Source organism: Curtobacterium caseinilyticum, from assembly GCF_030363035.1.
Classification (GTDB): Bacteria; Actinomycetota; Actinomycetes; order Actinomycetales; family Microbacteriaceae; genus Curtobacterium; species Curtobacterium caseinilyticum.
Window position 1 is genome coordinate 106,111 of record NZ_JAUCMN010000001.1, and the last position, 14,190, is coordinate 120,300.

General features: G+C 75.4%; 13 protein-coding genes. 3 read left to right on the forward strand and 10 right to left on the reverse strand.

All coding sequences use genetic code 11. From position 1 onward, the window contains the following. Positions 1–56 precede the first annotated feature (56 nt). The 3 genes from QUG93_RS00515 to QUG93_RS00525 are packed head-to-tail and all read right to left on the reverse strand — an operon-like array spanning position 57 to position 3,906. Positions 57–947: a glycosyltransferase family 2 protein gene (locus QUG93_RS00515; RefSeq protein WP_289471679.1), complete on the reverse strand. Its 891-nt coding sequence runs from the start codon at positions 945–947 to the stop codon at positions 57–59. Continuing rightward, complete coding sequence (gene rfaE2 / locus QUG93_RS00520; protein WP_289471680.1) at positions 944–2,485, reverse strand: D-glycero-beta-D-manno-heptose 1-phosphate adenylyltransferase; 1,542 nt, start codon at positions 2,483–2,485, stop codon at positions 944–946. The genes QUG93_RS00515 and rfaE2 overlap by 4 nt, the downstream gene beginning before the upstream one ends. Beyond that, complete coding sequence (locus QUG93_RS00525; RefSeq protein WP_289472036.1) at positions 2,482–3,906, reverse strand: aldehyde dehydrogenase family protein; 1,425 nt, start codon at positions 3,904–3,906, stop codon at positions 2,482–2,484. The genes rfaE2 and QUG93_RS00525 overlap by 4 nt, the downstream gene beginning before the upstream one ends. 193 nt (positions 3,907–4,099) lie before the next feature. Here QUG93_RS00525 and QUG93_RS00530 point away from each other — a divergent pair, with 193 nt between their 5' ends. Beyond that, the gene (locus QUG93_RS00530; RefSeq protein ID WP_289471681.1) at positions 4,100–5,221 is read left to right on the forward strand and encodes a glycosyltransferase family 9 protein; all 1,122 of its coding nucleotides are present in this window, start codon (positions 4,100–4,102) and stop codon (positions 5,219–5,221) included. 288 nt (positions 5,222–5,509) lie between these two features. On the opposite strand, the gene QUG93_RS00535 is transcribed toward QUG93_RS00530, so the two are convergent. The 7 genes from QUG93_RS00535 to QUG93_RS00565 form a co-directional block, all read right to left on the reverse strand. Further along, positions 5,510–6,214, reverse strand: coding sequence for an SDR family oxidoreductase (locus tag QUG93_RS00535; RefSeq protein ID WP_289471682.1), 705 nt, complete (start codon positions 6,212–6,214; stop codon positions 5,510–5,512). A 139-nt stretch (positions 6,215–6,353) separates the two neighbouring features. Further along, entirely contained in the window at positions 6,354–7,811 is a 1,458-nt protein-coding gene (locus QUG93_RS00540) for a PfkB family carbohydrate kinase (RefSeq protein ID WP_289471683.1), read from the reverse strand. Next, positions 7,808–8,434, reverse strand: coding sequence for a D-sedoheptulose-7-phosphate isomerase (locus tag QUG93_RS00545; RefSeq protein WP_289471684.1), 627 nt, complete (start codon positions 8,432–8,434; stop codon positions 7,808–7,810). The genes QUG93_RS00540 and QUG93_RS00545 overlap by 4 nt, the downstream gene beginning before the upstream one ends. Then, positions 8,431–9,810, reverse strand: a complete 1,380-nt coding sequence (locus QUG93_RS00550; protein ID WP_289471685.1) for a glycosyltransferase — start codon at positions 9,808–9,810, stop codon at positions 8,431–8,433. Before QUG93_RS00550 ends, QUG93_RS00545 begins: the two co-directional genes overlap by 4 nt. Then, the gene (locus tag QUG93_RS00555; protein WP_289471686.1) at positions 9,807–10,808 is read right to left on the reverse strand and encodes a glycosyltransferase; all 1,002 of its coding nucleotides are present in this window, start codon (positions 10,806–10,808) and stop codon (positions 9,807–9,809) included. The genes QUG93_RS00550 and QUG93_RS00555 overlap by 4 nt, the downstream gene beginning before the upstream one ends. Positions 10,809–10,997: 189 nt before the next feature. Then, positions 10,998–12,068 carry a glycosyltransferase family 9 protein gene (locus tag QUG93_RS00560; protein ID WP_289471687.1) on the reverse strand — a complete coding sequence of 357 codons (1,071 nt, stop codon included), beginning with the start codon at positions 12,066–12,068 and terminating at the stop codon, positions 10,998–11,000. Beyond that, positions 12,065–12,616, reverse strand: a complete 552-nt coding sequence (locus QUG93_RS00565; protein ID WP_289471688.1) for a D-glycero-alpha-D-manno-heptose-1,7-bisphosphate 7-phosphatase — start codon at positions 12,614–12,616, stop codon at positions 12,065–12,067. The genes QUG93_RS00560 and QUG93_RS00565 overlap by 4 nt, the downstream gene beginning before the upstream one ends. 61 nt (positions 12,617–12,677) lie before the next feature. Between QUG93_RS00565 and QUG93_RS00570 the strand changes: the two genes are divergently transcribed. Both QUG93_RS00570 and QUG93_RS00575 read left to right on the forward strand, forming a co-directional pair. Then, positions 12,678–13,655 (forward strand): glycosyltransferase family 9 protein, encoded by a 978-nt coding sequence (locus QUG93_RS00570; protein ID WP_289471689.1) that lies wholly within the window; start codon positions 12,678–12,680, stop codon positions 13,653–13,655. Between the two features lie 94 nt (positions 13,656–13,749). Continuing rightward, positions 13,750–14,106: a PRC-barrel domain-containing protein gene (locus tag QUG93_RS00575; protein ID WP_289471690.1), complete on the forward strand. Its 357-nt coding sequence runs from the start codon at positions 13,750–13,752 to the stop codon at positions 14,104–14,106. The last annotated feature ends 84 nt before the right edge of the window (positions 14,107–14,190 follow it).

Here is a 14,190-nt window from a genome sequence, read left to right on the forward strand (position 1 = left end):
TGCGAGGAACCGCCGGGGTTGCGTTTCGCGGAGGCGCGGCCGCGGCGCGTGGTCGGTCAGGAGCGGTGCGTGGACGTCTCGTGGTCGTCGAAGAGGACGTCGGGCGCGTCGACCCGCCGGTCGGTGACCGTGGTCGGGCTCTCGAGGTGCACGGCGCCGGAGGGCAGGATGCCGGCACCGCCGAAGCGTTCCATCACGCGCCACTGTGCGACGACGTCCTCACCGGAGTGCTCCGGCGGCAGGACCGGCCAGAAGCCGAACCCGCCGACCGCCTCGAGGGCGTCCCGGTCGTACACGACACACGCACCGACCCAGGCGACCCGGTACGGGACCCACCCGCCCGGTGCCACGTCGAGCTCCGCGGCGACGTGCGCCGGGTTCGCGGCGTTGTGCAGCGACAACCGGTCGAAGCCGGGCGTCCCGCGACGGACGACCTCCGGCACGACGGGGCCGTCCCACGGCTCGAACACGGCCGTCTCGTGCGGGCGGCGGTCCTGCAGGTACGACAACCCCTGCACGGCGCTGCCGACGAACCCGCACCCCAGGTCCCGCAGGGCGTCGAGCATGCGGCGCACGGTGCCCGGCTCGAGCCAGACGTCGTCGTCGAGGAACAGCACCGCGGGGGCGCTGGCGTGCTCGAGCAGGTGCTGCCGGTGCTCGGCCAGGCCACGCCGTTCCGGGTGCGCGAGGAGCGTGACGGGACGGCCCTGGGCCTCCAGGACGCGCAGCATGGCGGCGACCGCCGGCACGGTGGCGGCGTCCTGGGTTGCGGACTGGTCGCTGAGCACGAGCCGGAACGCGACGTCCGTCTGGGCGGCCAGGCCCGCGAGCGTCGTCGCGAGCTCCGCGGGTCGTCCCACGGTCGGGACGAGGACGTCCACCTCCGCCGCCGCGGCCCCGTCCTCCACCGGGCGCGCCCAGTGACCGGACCAGCGCGCCCCGGTCACGGCGCCGGGTCGGGCTCGGTCGCGGTGGCGGCGTCGGCCTCGCGCGCGTCCGATGCCGCCGCTGCCGTGGCGGCCGCAGCCTCGCGGATGCGCCGCACCACGGCGGTGGTCGAGTGCTCGGGCACGTAGTCGACCATCACGACCTCGCCGCCGTAGGCACGGACGACGCCGGTCTCCCGGAGCATCTCGGGGGAGTAGTCGCCCCCCTTCACGTAGACCTCGGGCTGCAGCCGTTCGATGAGCGGGATGGGGGTGTCCGTGGCGAACACGGTCACCAGGTCGACGCAGGCCAGGGCGGCGAGCACGCCGGCGCGGTCCTCCGCCGTGTTGATCGGACGCTCGGGACCCTTCAGCCGGCGGACCGAGTCGTCGTCGTTCAGGGCGACGACGAGCAGGTCGCCGAGTTCACGGGCCTGTCGCAGGTACGTGGTGTGCCCGCGGTGCACGACGTCGAAGCACCCGTTGGTGAACACCACGCGGCGTCCGGCGGCACGCGCTGCCTCGACGGCCGTGGCCAGGTCGTCGTGGTCGACGACGGTGGCGGCCGGTGCGGTGACGGAGTCGACGAGCGCGGCGGCGGTGCAGACCGACGTGCCGGCCTCGCGCACGACGACGTCGGCCGCTGCCTGGGCCACGGCGATCGCGTCACGCAGCGGCGCCTGCACGGCGAGGGCGACGGTCGCCGCGGCGCAGAACGTGTCCCCGGCGCCGGACGCCTGCTGCTCGGACGCCGGGGTCGCACGGGTACGGAACGCGTGGTCGGTGCCGGGCTCGAGCAGCACCGTCCCGTCGCGGTCCAGCGTGACCACGGCGGCGCGGGCACCGCTGCGGGCGAGGACCTCGTCGCGGGCGTCGACGACGACCGGCACGCGAGCGGAACCCGCGCCGAGGTCACGACCGAGCAGTCCGGCCGTCTCGCCGGCGTTCGGTGTCACCAGGTCGGGGTGCAGGTGCGCCCACCGGGTCAGGTCGTGGGCGTCGACGACGACGGCGCCGGGCCGGTCGCGGTCCAGCACGGGCACGACGTCCTCCGGCTGGACGCCCAGGCCGTAGTCGCAGACCACGGCGGCGTCGGCGCAGCGGACGGCGCGCGCCACGGCCTCGCCGAGGCGTGCTCCGGCGTGCGCGTCGGGCGTCGCGGCGAGCTCGTCCACGCGGACGACCACGCGGTCGCCGCCGACCACGCGGGACTTCGTGGTCGTGCGGGCACCGGCGACCTCGACCAGGTGGGTCGTGTCCACACCGGCGGTCTCCAGGCGTTCGCGGAGCACGCGGCCGGACTCGTCGTCGCCGATGAGCCCGACCATGCGGACGCGGGCACCGAGGGCGCGGGCGTTCACGGCGGTGTTCGCCGCGCCGCCCGGGACCGCGATGGTCTCGGTCACCCGGACGACGGGCGCGGGCGCCTCGCGGGAGACCCGCTCGGCCTCACCGACGGTCCAGCGGTCGAGGATGCAGTCGCCGATGACGACGACCAGGGGTTCGCGGTCGTCGACCGAGGCGACGAGGTCGCGGACGAGACGGACGTCGGCGGTCATCGGGTGCCTCCGGTGCTGGTGCGTGCGGGTGCGGGCTCGAGGTGGACGACGGTCGTCGTGGTCATCTCGTCGAGCAGGTGCGGGCCGTAGCCGAAGCCGGCGCCCGAGGCGCCACGCGGCTGCGCGCTGCCGCCGGGTGCGCCACCGAAGACGGCGTTCACCTTGACGGTGCCGACGGGCAGCTCGGCAGCCGCGCGGAGGGCGTTGCCGGTGTCGCCGGTCAGGACGGTCGCGGCCAGGCCGTAGCGGTCGGCTGCGGCCAGGCGGAGCCCGTCGTCGAACGAGTCGACGACGCGCACCGGGGCGATCGGGCCGAAGGTCTCCTCGGTCATCACGAGCATGTCGTCGGTGCAGTCGGTCAGGACGGTCGCCGGGTAGAACGTGCCGTTCCCGCCGGGGGTCGCACCACCGGTCCGGACGGTGGCACCGCGCCGGACGGCGTCGTCGACGTGCTCCTGCACGGTCTGCCGGAGGCGCTCGTCGACGAGGGGGCCGAACTCGGCGGCGGGGGAGGCGGTGCGGCGCTCGGCCTCGGCGACCAGGGCCGCGGTGAACTCCTCGGCGAGGTCGCGGTGCACGTAGACGCGCTCGACGCTCGTGCAGATCTGTCCGGTGTTCGCGAAGGCACCGAGGGCGACCTGCGCTGCGGCCCAGACGGGGTCGACGTCGGCGTCGACGACGACCGCGTCGTTGCCGCCGTTCTCGCGGATCACGTGGGCACGGGTGGACGCGGCGACCTCGGTGAGGCGGTCGCCCGTGGCGGTCGAACCGACGTGCGCGTAGACGTCGATGCCGTCCTGCGCGAGCAGCGCCTCGCCGGTGGCGGCGTCGCCGTCGACCCCGACCAGGACGCCCTCGGGCAGGACCTCGGCGAGCAGCGTGTTCAGCCGGGCGATGGTGCCGGGGCACCGCTCACTGCCCTTGTGCACGACGGTGTTGCCCGTGACGATCGCGGCGCCGAGGATGCCGAGCGCGACGGCCACCGGGTCGTTCCACGGTGTGAGGGCCAGGACGACGCCCCGGGGGTGCGGGACGGACCAGTCGGCGGCGCCGAACTGTCCACGGAGGGCCTCGCCGCGGTGGACCGGGCCGAGCTCGGCGTACTGCACGAGCGTGCCGATGCCGGCCTGTACCCCACCCATCGCGTCGCCCGGGACCTTGCCGGTCTCGCGGGTGTTGAGGTCCGCGAGCTCCTGGGCGTGCTCCCGCAGGTTTGCCGCTGCCGCGTGCAGCAGCGCGCCCCGTTCCGCCGGTGCCGTGCGTGCCCACGCGGGCGCGGCGGCGCGTGCCCGCGCGACGGCGTTCGCCACGTCCTCGGCGGAGGACCGGGGCGTCGTCGTGGCGATCGAGCCGTCCACGGGGTCGGTGACGACGAGGTGGTCGGCGTCGGTGGCGGTGGGGGACGGGGAGGCGAGCGTCATGGTGACCTTCCGGGAAGCGGACAGTGGTTCCACGGTGCTCTCCTGCTCCTGGGCACCGGTCCGGTTTCGCGTCGGCTCGTCCGGAGTGCGCACCGGCCCCGGTGTCCCGTGCGTCGTCCGGAGCGCGCACCGGCCCGGGGCGGTGCTTCCTGCTCCGACAGTCCTCCCGGCTCCGGTCCGGTAGACGGGTGGGGTGCAACTGATCGGCAACGGTGGAGAACCCTTCGACGACGTCCGGGAGATCGCGGTCCTCCGCGGTGGCGGCCTGGGGGACCTGATGTTCGCGGTGCCCGCGTTCGAGGCCCTGCACGCCGCGTACCCCGACACCAGGATCACGCTGCTCGGCAGCCCCTCGGCCGCCGCGGTGCTGCAGGGTCGGACCGAGGCCGTGCACGCCTTCGAGGAGCTCCCCGTGGTCCCGGGCGTCCGGGACCACGGCGACGGGGCACCGACGCTCGAGGACTTCGAGACCCGGCTGCGCGGCCGGTTCGACCTGGCCGTGCAGCTGCACGGCGGCGGGCGGAACTCGAACCCGTTCCTGCTCCGACTCGGGGCCCGGCACACCGTCGGCACCGCCACCGAGGACGCCGAGGTCCTCGAGCGCTGGGTCCGGTACGTCTACTACCAGCACGAGGTCGTTCGCGGACTCGAGGTCGCCTCGCTCGCCGGCGCGGCCCCCGTCACGCTGGACCCGCGCCTGCACGTCGGCGTCGAGGAGCGGGAGGCCGTGCGCGCGCGCCTCGGCGTCGCCGGGCACCTGGTCGCCGTGCACCCCGGCGCCACCGACCCCCGTCGGCGCTGGAGTCCGGAGCGCTTCGCCGCGGTGGTGACCGCGCGGCTCGACGCCGGCGACGACGTCGTGCTCGTCGGCGATGCAACGGACGTCCCGGCGGCGCAGGCGATCCTCGGCGCGGTGCCGACCGCGTTGCACGAGCGGCTGCACGACCTGACGGACGCACTGCCCCTCTCCGAACTGCCCGTCGTGCTCGCGGCCGCCGACGTCCTGGTCGGCGACGACTCGGGGCCCCGGCACCTCGCGGTCGCGGTGGGGACGCCGACCGTCGGCGTGTTCTGGTTCGGGAACGTCGTGAACGCGGGTCCCGTCGACCGTGGACGCCACCGCGTCCACATGTCCTTCGTCACCCGCTGCCCGGTGTGCGACGTCGACGTCACGCAGGTCGGCTGGACTGCCGAGCGCTGCGAGCACGACCCGTCCTACGTCGACGAGGTCCAGCCCGGACCGGTGCTCGCCGACGTTGCCGACCTGCTCGCCACCGTGCGGCCGCGGCAGCGCGTGGCGGCGCCGGTCGCCTGACCCGGCGCGCGACGGCGTGTCAGCGTGCTCGCACGCTGCTGCGTCGTCCAGACGCGCCCGGGCCCTGCTGCCCGAGGTCCCACGACACCCCGCTCCCGTTCGCCGAGGTCGCGATCCCGGCCCGGAACGACGCCGAGGACGCAGGATCCCGGAACCCCGGCGGCGGGGCGGAGGTGCGTCGTGCGGTCGCCAGGGCCGGCGGCCCACCTCGTCCGCGCCCACCCCGGACACGCGGGAGGCGCGGTGCCGACCGGCACCGCGCCTCCCGGACGTCGCGTGAGCGTGTGGCTACGGCCAGCTCGGCTCGGTCGCCGGCATGATCGACAGCTCGCGGATCTCGCACCCGGCCGGCTGCGACAGCGCGAACAGGATCGAGTTCGCCACGTACTCCGGCTCGATGAGCTGCGCGTCGGGACCCGGCTTGTACTGCTCGGTCCGGCCCTCGAAGAACGCGGTGCGCATGCCCGCGGGGATGATGTTCGTCACACCGATGCGACCGGCGGTCTCGGCGGCGAGTGCCTGCGAGAAGCCGCGGACGCCGAACTTCGACGCCGAGTAGGCGGTGCCGTCGCCGACACCGCGGAGTGCGAGCGACGACGAGATCGTCACGACGCGGCCGTGCGTCGCCTCGAGCGCGGGCAGCGCGGCACGCACGACGGCGGCGGTCCCGAGCAGGTTCACGCCGACGATGCGCTCCCAGTCGCCGGACGAGATGGCACCGATCGGGGCGGGGGTGTCGATGCCGGCCGCGGTGACGACCGCGTCGAGGCCGCCGTGGCGCTCAGCGGCCTCGCGGACGGCCCGCTCGGTCGCCTCGGTGTCCGTGACGTCCACGGCGACGGCGTCGGTGCCATCCGGGACGGCGTCGACGCGCAGGTCGAGGACGATCGGCGTGCCGCCGGCCTCGGCGACGGCGGCGACGACCGCCGCGCCGAGACCCGAGGCACCGCCGGTGACGAGGACGCGGCCGATGGGGGTGGTGGGGACGGGCATGGACTTCCTTCCGGGAGTGGCGTGGTGCCGGTCCGTCGGCGGTGCCGACGGACGTTGGTGGTGACGGGCACCGGACGGGAGGCGCGTGGCGGCGGTGCGCCGTGCCTCCCGTCCGGAGCCCGGTCGGGTCTGGTCCGGCTCAGCCGACGGCGGCGAGGGCCGCTGCGAGCCGCGTGGTGGAACGGCCGGGGTGGAACGGGACCGTGACGACACGGCCGCCCCACTCCGCGAGCGTCGCGGCCTCCGGCAGCTCGCTCGCGGCGTAGTCGCCGCCCTTCGCCCACACGTCGGGGCGGAAGCGGCGGAGCGCCTCGTCGGGGGTGTGCTCGTCGAAGACGACCACCGCGTCGACGCAGTCGAGCGCCAACAGGAGCTCGACGCGGTCGTCCTGGGTCATGATGGGCCGTTCCGGTCCCTTGAGGGCGCGGACCGAGTCGTCGGAGTTCAGGCAGACGACCAGGCAGTCGCCGAGCGCCCGAGCGGCGGACAGCGTCCGGGCGTGCCCGGCGTGCAGCAGGTCGAAGCAGCCACCCGTCGCGACGACGGTGCCACCGGCGCTGCGGACCTCGTGCACGACGCGCATCGCGTCGCGGTCGACGCCGGGGACCTGCACGGGGGCGGGGCCGTCGTCGGCGAACAGCGCGGTCACACCACCGGCCGCCAGGTACTCCGACGCGGCCAGCACGCCGGCGGCCACGGCCTCGGCGACGTCGGCACCCTCGGCGAGGGCGATCGCCACGCCGGCGGCCAGGCGGTCGCCCGCGCCGCAGGGGTCGCCCGCCGTGACGGACGGGGCGGGGACGAAGCGGCTGTCGAGCGCGGTGGCTGCACCACTGCCCGTCGCCGGGTCGCCCTCGGCCGCGGGACGGCGTGCGGCGACGAGCGCTCCGCGGTCGCCCATGGTGACGGCGACGGCGTCGACGCCCCAGGTGTCGACCAGCGCTGCGGCTGCGTCGGTGGCGAAGGGCACACCCTCGCCGGCCAGGTCGGTGAAACGGCGGGCCTCGGCGGCGTTCGGGGTCACGACCGCCGTGCCGACGACCGGCGCCGCGCCCTTGGGGTGCGGGTCCCAGACGACGGGCGTGGTGCGGGCGACGGCGGTCAGCGCCTCGCGGAGTCCCTCGGACGCGGCGACCCCGCGGCCGTAGTCGGCCACCACGATCGCATCGGCACCCTCGAGCGCGGCGGTCATCTCGGCGGTGGTACCGGGCACGGGCGGCGTCGCGCAGCCCTCGTCGATGCGGACGAGTGCGTGGTCGACGACGCGGACCCGGGTCTTCACGGGTGTCGGCGCGCCGGACGGCCCGGCGACGACCTGCACGTCGGGGAGCAGGGCCCGGATCTCGTCGGCGCGGTCGTCGTCGCTCAGGACGGTGACGAGCGTGACGTCGTGCCCGTCGCGGACGAGCATCGAGGCGACCAACCCGGCACCGCCGGCACGACGGTCGTCGGTCCGGACGTCGACGACGGGCACCGGGGCGTCCGGGCTCAGGCGCTCGCTCGTACCGGACACGTCCACGTCGAGCAGGGTGTCCCCGACGACGACGATCCGACGACGGGCGACGGTGGAACGGCCGGCGGAACGGACCGCGCTCACCGGCGGCCACCGCGTCGGAGGGCGGGCTCCATGGCCCGGCAGAGCGCGTGCACGAGGACCAGTTGGGCCTCCTGCACGTTCGCGGACGGTCCGTCGATGCAGATCGCGTCGTCGACCGCCTCGGCGAGGGGGTTCGGGCCGGGGCCGGTCATCGCGATCGAGCGGGCACCGACGGCCCGGGCGGCCGCGGCGGCGCGGAGCAGGTTCGGGCTCTTGCCGCTCGTGCTGAGCAGGACGACGACGTCGCCGGCGCGGGCGTGTGCCGTGACCTGGCGGGCGAAGACCTCGTCGTAGCCGTAGTCGTTGCCGATCGCGGTGACCGCGGAGCTCTCCGCGTGCAGGGAGATCGCGGAGTACGCCGGGCGGTCGCCGTCGAAGCGGCCGGTGAGCTCGGAGGTCAGGTGCTGCGCCTCGGCGGCGGACCCGCCGTTGCCCGCGGCGAGGAGTCGCCGGCCGGCGACCAGGCGAGCGGCGATGTCGTCCGCCCAGGCCGCGATGTGGTCCTTGTGGTCGACGAGCGACGCGATGACGGGGACGGATGCGGCGACGTGGTCGACGACCGTGCGGACGCTGTCGCTCTCGGTCGCCGGCTCGCGGGTGCCGGTCTGCTGCTCGATGGTCATCGTGCGGTCCTCTCCGTCGGGTGCGGCATCGCCGCGGACGTCGTGCGGGCGTTCCGCGCGGCGCGTCCGGGGCGGGAGCCCGGGGTCAGGGTTGCTGGTGCCGTGGGGGACGACGCGGTACCGCCGGTGGCGGCGACGGGCGTCGTGACCGGCAGGCCGCCGACGAGGCGCTCGTAGACGCGCTCGCTGTCCGCGGCGACCTTGTGCCAGGTGTAGCGGGTCTCTGCGCGCCGGCGGCCGGCGCGGCCGAACGCCTCGCGGCGCTCGGCGTCGTCGAGGAGCGTGCCGACGGCAGCGGCGACCGCGTCCTCGTCACGGGGCGCCACGTGCAGGCCGGTCGCGTCCTCGACGACCGTGTCGATCAGGCCGCCGACGCTCGACGCGACGACCGGGCGGCCGCACGCCATCGCCTCGAGCGGCACGATCCCGAACGGTTCGTACCAGGGAGCGCAGACGACGACGTCGGCGCTGCGGTAGACCGCGGGCATGTCGTGCTGGCCGAGCTGTCCACGGAAGGTCACGTGCTCGCGCACGCCCAGGGAGCGGGCCAGCGCGTCGAGGCGCTGGTACTCCGGGTCGTCGGCCAGGTCGGCCCCGGCCGTGCCGGCACCACCGACGACGACGAGTTCGGCCTCGCGGCCCTCGTCGAGGAGCTTCGCGAGTGCCGCGATCGTCGTGCCGACGCCCTTGCGGCGGACCAGACGCGACGCCGTCAGCACGCGGAACGGCCGGCCGCGTTCCTCGACGGGTCCGTCGGGGCGGAACAGCTCGGTGTCGACGCCGCACGGCACGACCGAGATCGCGTGCAGCGGGACCCCGAGCGCCTTGAGCTCGAAGGCCTCGTCGGAGCACGTCGCCACCACCTGGTCGGCGCTGCGGCCGACCGCGGGCTCGATCCACTCGCGCTCCGCGGGACTCGTGTCGGCGGTGCCCTGGTGGCGACGCTTGACGACCCCGAGGGCGTGGAAGGTCTGCACGACCGGGATCCGGACGCCGCCGGCGCGCGTCTGGACCTGCTTCACGGCCTCGAGCGCGGCGTGGCCGGACATCCAGAAGTGCCCGTGCACGACGTCCGGGCGGTCCACGAACCACTCGGCGGCGAGGACGGACGCGAACGTGTCCATGTACGGGAACAGGTCGTCCTTCGGCACGTGCCGCGCGGGGCCCGCGTCGACGTGCACGACCTCGACGCCCGGACGCAGCAGCACGCGGACGGGCTGCTCGGCGTCGTCGCGCCGCGTGTAGACGGTCACCTGGTGGCCGCGGTCGGCGAGGGCTCCGGAGAGCTCGGCGACGTGCACGTTCTGTCCGCCGGCGTCGACACCGCCGAGCACGGCGAGGGGGCTCGCGTGCTCGGACACCATCGCGATCTTCATCGGAGGCTCCCTTCCAGCGCGGCGGTCGCCGCGTGCTCGCGTCGCGCACCGCGCGCGACCGCGTCGTCGAGGAGGTCGTCCCAGTCGGCGAGGTACCGGCCGAGCGCGTGCCGCGCCAGCGCGGCCTCACGGGCGACGGCACCGCGTCGGCGGGCCTCCTCGGGGTCCTCCAGGAGCGTCCTGGAGGCACGGACCAGTTCCTCGACGTCGGTCGCGATCGCGCCGGCCTCGGCGGGCACGGTGCGCGCCGCGTCGGTCGTGGCGAGGACGAGCACCGGCATCGCCATGTGCATCGACTCGATGAGCGAGAGGCCGAGGGAGGTCCAGCGGTTCGGGTGCACGTAGGCCCGGCGCTGCGCGAGCGCGGCGTGCATCGGGTCGGCGGGGACGTCGCCGAGCGCGACGACGCGGTCACCGAAGCCGAGCTCGGGCAGGCGCTCCGTGCCCATGCCCCAGAGGTCCACCGGCGCGACGTCGGCGAAGCGGGGGAGCAGGTCGGTGCCGACGACACGGCCGCGACGGACCGGCTCGTTGATGACGACGCCGAAGCGCTCGAGTTCGCCGGTGTAGAGCGGCCCGGGGTCGACGACGCCGTGCTCGATCACGGTCGTGCGGGTCGTGCCGCAGTCCCACATCAGCGCGTTCCAGTGCGTGACGTGCGCGATGACGAGGTCGTCGCGGTCGCGCATCGGGTGCAGGCTGCTGGGGACGTCCACCCGCGGGGCGTTGTGCTCGACGAACACCATCGGCACCGGTCGGCCACCGAGCAGACGACGGGCCTCCTCGAGCTCCTCGGTGCGCTGCAGGACGACGACGTCGACCTCGGCGTCTGCCAGGTCGGCGGGGTCGATCTCGATCGCCGAGTCGGGCCAGTCGCGGCCACCGCGACCGAGGCCCCAGCCGTCACGGGCCGGGGTGGTCGGGATGAGGTACTCGTGGGGGCCGCGGACGAAGGCGTCCATCCAGCCGCCGTGCACGTGCCACACGAGGATCCGCATGCAGGGCCTTTCGACGGTTCGGTGCCCCTCCGAACAGTCGCTCCGCAGACGCCCGCGCGTCGTGCGCGCGAGCCGCCCAGCAGGAGCAGGAGGAGCAGTGCCGCACGCTACGCACCGGCTGCTGCTGCTCCTCGCAGCTTCTCCTGCTTCATCCGCTGAGCGCAGTCGGGCGAGGGGCGCGTCGTGCGCTCACCCGCGTGCGATCAGGCGGTCGTGGGCGGCGAGGACGTCCTCGACGCGCACTCCGGACAGGCACGGGTGCCCTGGGACCGGGCACTCCCGGGCCCGGCTGAGTCGGCACGGGGCGCCCTGGTCGCCGAGCAGTTCGACGTCCGGTGCGTACGGCGCCCACTTCACGGCGGGGACCACGGGGGAGAACAGGCTGACGATGCGCGCACCGACGGCGGCGGCGAGGTGCGCGGGCCCGGTGTTGCCGACGACCACGACCTCGGCGCCGGCGAGGACGGCGGCGAGTTCGGCGGGCGAGGTCCGGCCGCCCAGGTCGACCCCGGTCCGGCCGGCGACCGCCGCGGTGAGCGCCCGCTCGCCCGGACTGCCGGTGACGACCACGGGCACGCCGCGCTCGGCGTAGGCCGCGACGAGCGCGCGGTGGTGGTCCTCCGGCCACGAGCGGGCCGGCACGCTCGCGCCGGGGTGCACGACCACGTACCGGCCCAGGGCGGCCACCTCGGGTGGTGCGACGGCGTCCTGGCGCACCGCGAGCCTCCCGTCGTCCTCCGGCGGCAGCGCGAAGCCGGCTGCCTGCGCGATGCGGAGCGCCCGTTCCGGCTCCGGGAGGTCCTCGGGCAGGTCCTCGCCGGGCCGCAGCCGCACGTCCAGGAGCGACCCCGGGTGGTCGACGGACGCTCCGGACACGCGCGCGACCCCGGCGAGCCGGAGGAGCAGTGCCACCGGCAGCGGGGACTGGTGGAACGAGGTGAGCACGACGGCCTCGTCCGGCTGCTCCTCGGTCACGAGCGCGCGGAACTCGCCGAGCAGGGCGTCGTCGATCGGCCGGGCCGTCTCCGTCACCCAGGGGGCCGCCCACACGCGCACCCGGTCCACGCCGGGCAGCAGGCGCGCAGCCGGTGCTCCCTGCGGACCGCAGAGCATCGTGACGTGGGCGGCTCCGGCGGCCACTGCGCGGACCGCCGGGCCGGCGACCAGGACGTCGCCGAACGAGTCGAGCCGGACGACCAGGACGCGCGGCCGGGCCGTCTCGTCGGTCGGGTCGCCACCCGTGCGTCGGTCCCCGCTCACGCGCGGGCGGCCGGGACGCGGGCCAGCACGAGGTCGAGCGCCCCGTCGAGGTCGGTGGCGACGGTCTCCGCCGCGTCGACCTCCTCGGCGCGGGTCCGAGGCGTCGGCACGAGGATGCCCTGTGCGCCGGCAGCGACGGCAGCACCCACGTCGGCCCCGATGTCACCGACGACGACGAGCTCGGACGGGTCCAGCCCGAGCCGCTCCGCCGCGTCGAGGACCATCCCGGGCCGGGGCTTCCGGCACGGGCAACCGTCGCCGGCGTCGTGCGGGCACACGCACCAGACGTCGAAGGGTCCGACCAGCTCGTCGACCCGGGCGTTCGTGGCGTCGACCTGCTCGCGCGTGGCCAGCCCCTTCGCGATCGCGGACTGGTTCGTCACGACACCGACGCGCAGTCCCGCGGCACGGGCACGCTCCACGGCGCGGTGGGCACCGGGCACGGGGACGACCTTGTGCGGGTCGGCGTTGTAGGGAACGTCGATGACGAGGGTGTCGTCACGGTCGAAGAGCAGACCGCGCACGACGCGGTCCTTCGCGAGAGCCATGCTCCTTGGTACCGGGTCGCCGCAGGGAACCGCCACAGCGAGGTCCGGATAGCGTCGGTGCGTGACCGCCGTCCCCGCTCTGCCCCCGTCCGACGGGCGCCCGGACCTGCTCGTCCTCCGCGCCATCAAGCTCGGCGACGCGCTCGTCGCCGTCCCGGCCCTGCACGCCCTGCGCCGCGCCTTCCCCGACCACCGCATCACGCTCGCGACCACCGCCTGGCTCGCGCCGGTCGTCGAGCTGCTGCCGGTGGACGTGCACCTCGCGCAGCACGGGCTCGACCACCCGATCGCCGCACCCGCCGGATCGGTCGACGTCGCCGTGAACCTGCACGGCGCCGGCCCGGAGTCCTCGGACCTCGTCGCCGCACTCGGTGCCCGCCGCGTGATCGGCCACGTCGACCCGACCCACGGGTACGACGGCCCCGAGTGGCCGGACGACGTGCACGAACGCGAGCGGTGGGCGGACCTGGTCACGTGGCACGGCATCCCGGCGGACCCCGACGAGGTCGCGATCGCCCGCCCGCAGGCACCGTCGGTCGCGCCGGGCGCGGCCGTCGTGCACGTCGGCGCCTTCCACGGGGCACGGCACTGGCCCACCGACCGCTTCGCCGACGTGGTGCGCGGGCTCCGGGCACGCGGCCTCGACGTCGTCCTGACGGGAGGCGCGGACGACGTCGAGCGCGCCGCCACCGTCGCGCAGGCGGCCGGTCTCGAGCCGTCGGCGGTCCTCGCGGGCGCGCTCGAGCTGCAGGCGTTCGCCGGAGTCATCGCCGCGGCCTCGCTCGTCGTGACCGTCGACACGGGCGCCGCCCACCTCGCCTCGGCCTACGGGATCCCGTCGGTCGTCGTCTTCGGTCCCGCCCCGCCCGAGGCGTGGGGGCCGCCGGCCTCCGGTCCGCACGTCGTGCTCACCGACGCGTCGGTCCGTCGTGGCGACGTCTTCGCCGAGGACCCCGACCCGGCGCTCCTCGCCGTCGGGGCCGACGACGTGCTCGCCGCGGTGGACTCGTTGCCGGTGCAGGCGTCCGCGACCCCGTGAACCCGTCGGCGCCGCCGCGGTAGCGTCGCCGGAGACCCACCCGCTCGCCCGGAGACCCATCCGGTCGACGGACCACCGCTCGAAGGGAGCACCCGTGTTCGAAGCCGCCAACATCCGAGACTGGATCGGCCTGCCCGTCGTCGACGACACCGAGGACAAGATCGGCACGCTCGAGAGCATCTACTACGACACCGCGACGTCGGACCCCGCGTTCGCGGCCGTCACGACCGGGATGCCCGGGTTCCAGAAGCTGCTGTTCGTGCCGCTCGTCGGTGCCACGGTCGCCCCCAAGCACCTGCGCGCCGCCTTCTCGAAGAAGCTCGCGAAGGACTCGCCGACGATCCCCACGGACGGCGAGCTCGAGGCGTCGACCGAGCCGGTGCTGTACGAGCACTACGGGCTGCAGTACCAGACCGGCAGCGGCGGCGAGCGGCGCCTGGGTCGGCGCTGACCGCGACGACCGGACCGGACGGGGAACCGCCCCCGTCCGGTCCGGTCGGTCGGGTCAGACGGGTATCCTTGTCCGTCCGGCTCG

Bases quoted from the DNA above. Each gene is read 5' to 3' on its own strand.
- QUG93_RS00565 (WP_289471688.1), bottom strand. From the start codon at position 12,616: ATGGCTCTCGCGAAGGACCGCGTCGTGCGCGGTCTGCTCTTCGACCGT.
- QUG93_RS00545 (WP_289471684.1), bottom strand. From the start codon at position 8,434: ATGACCATCGAGCAGCAGACCGGCACCCGCGAGCCGGCGACCGAGAGC.
- QUG93_RS00555 (WP_289471686.1), bottom strand. From the start codon at position 10,808: ATGCGGATCCTCGTGTGGCACGTGCACGGCGGCTGGATGGACGCCTTC.
- QUG93_RS00535 (WP_289471682.1), bottom strand. From the start codon at position 6,214: ATGCCCGTCCCCACCACCCCCATCGGCCGCGTCCTCGTCACCGGCGGT.
- QUG93_RS00550 (WP_289471685.1), bottom strand. From the start codon at position 9,810: ATGAAGATCGCGATGGTGTCCGAGCACGCGAGCCCCCTCGCCGTGCTC.
- QUG93_RS00525 (WP_289472036.1), bottom strand. From the start codon at position 3,906: ATGACGCTCGCCTCCCCGTCCCCCACCGCCACCGACGCCGACCACCTC.
- rfaE2 (WP_289471680.1), bottom strand. From the start codon at position 2,485: ATGACCGCCGACGTCCGTCTCGTCCGCGACCTCGTCGCCTCGGTCGAC.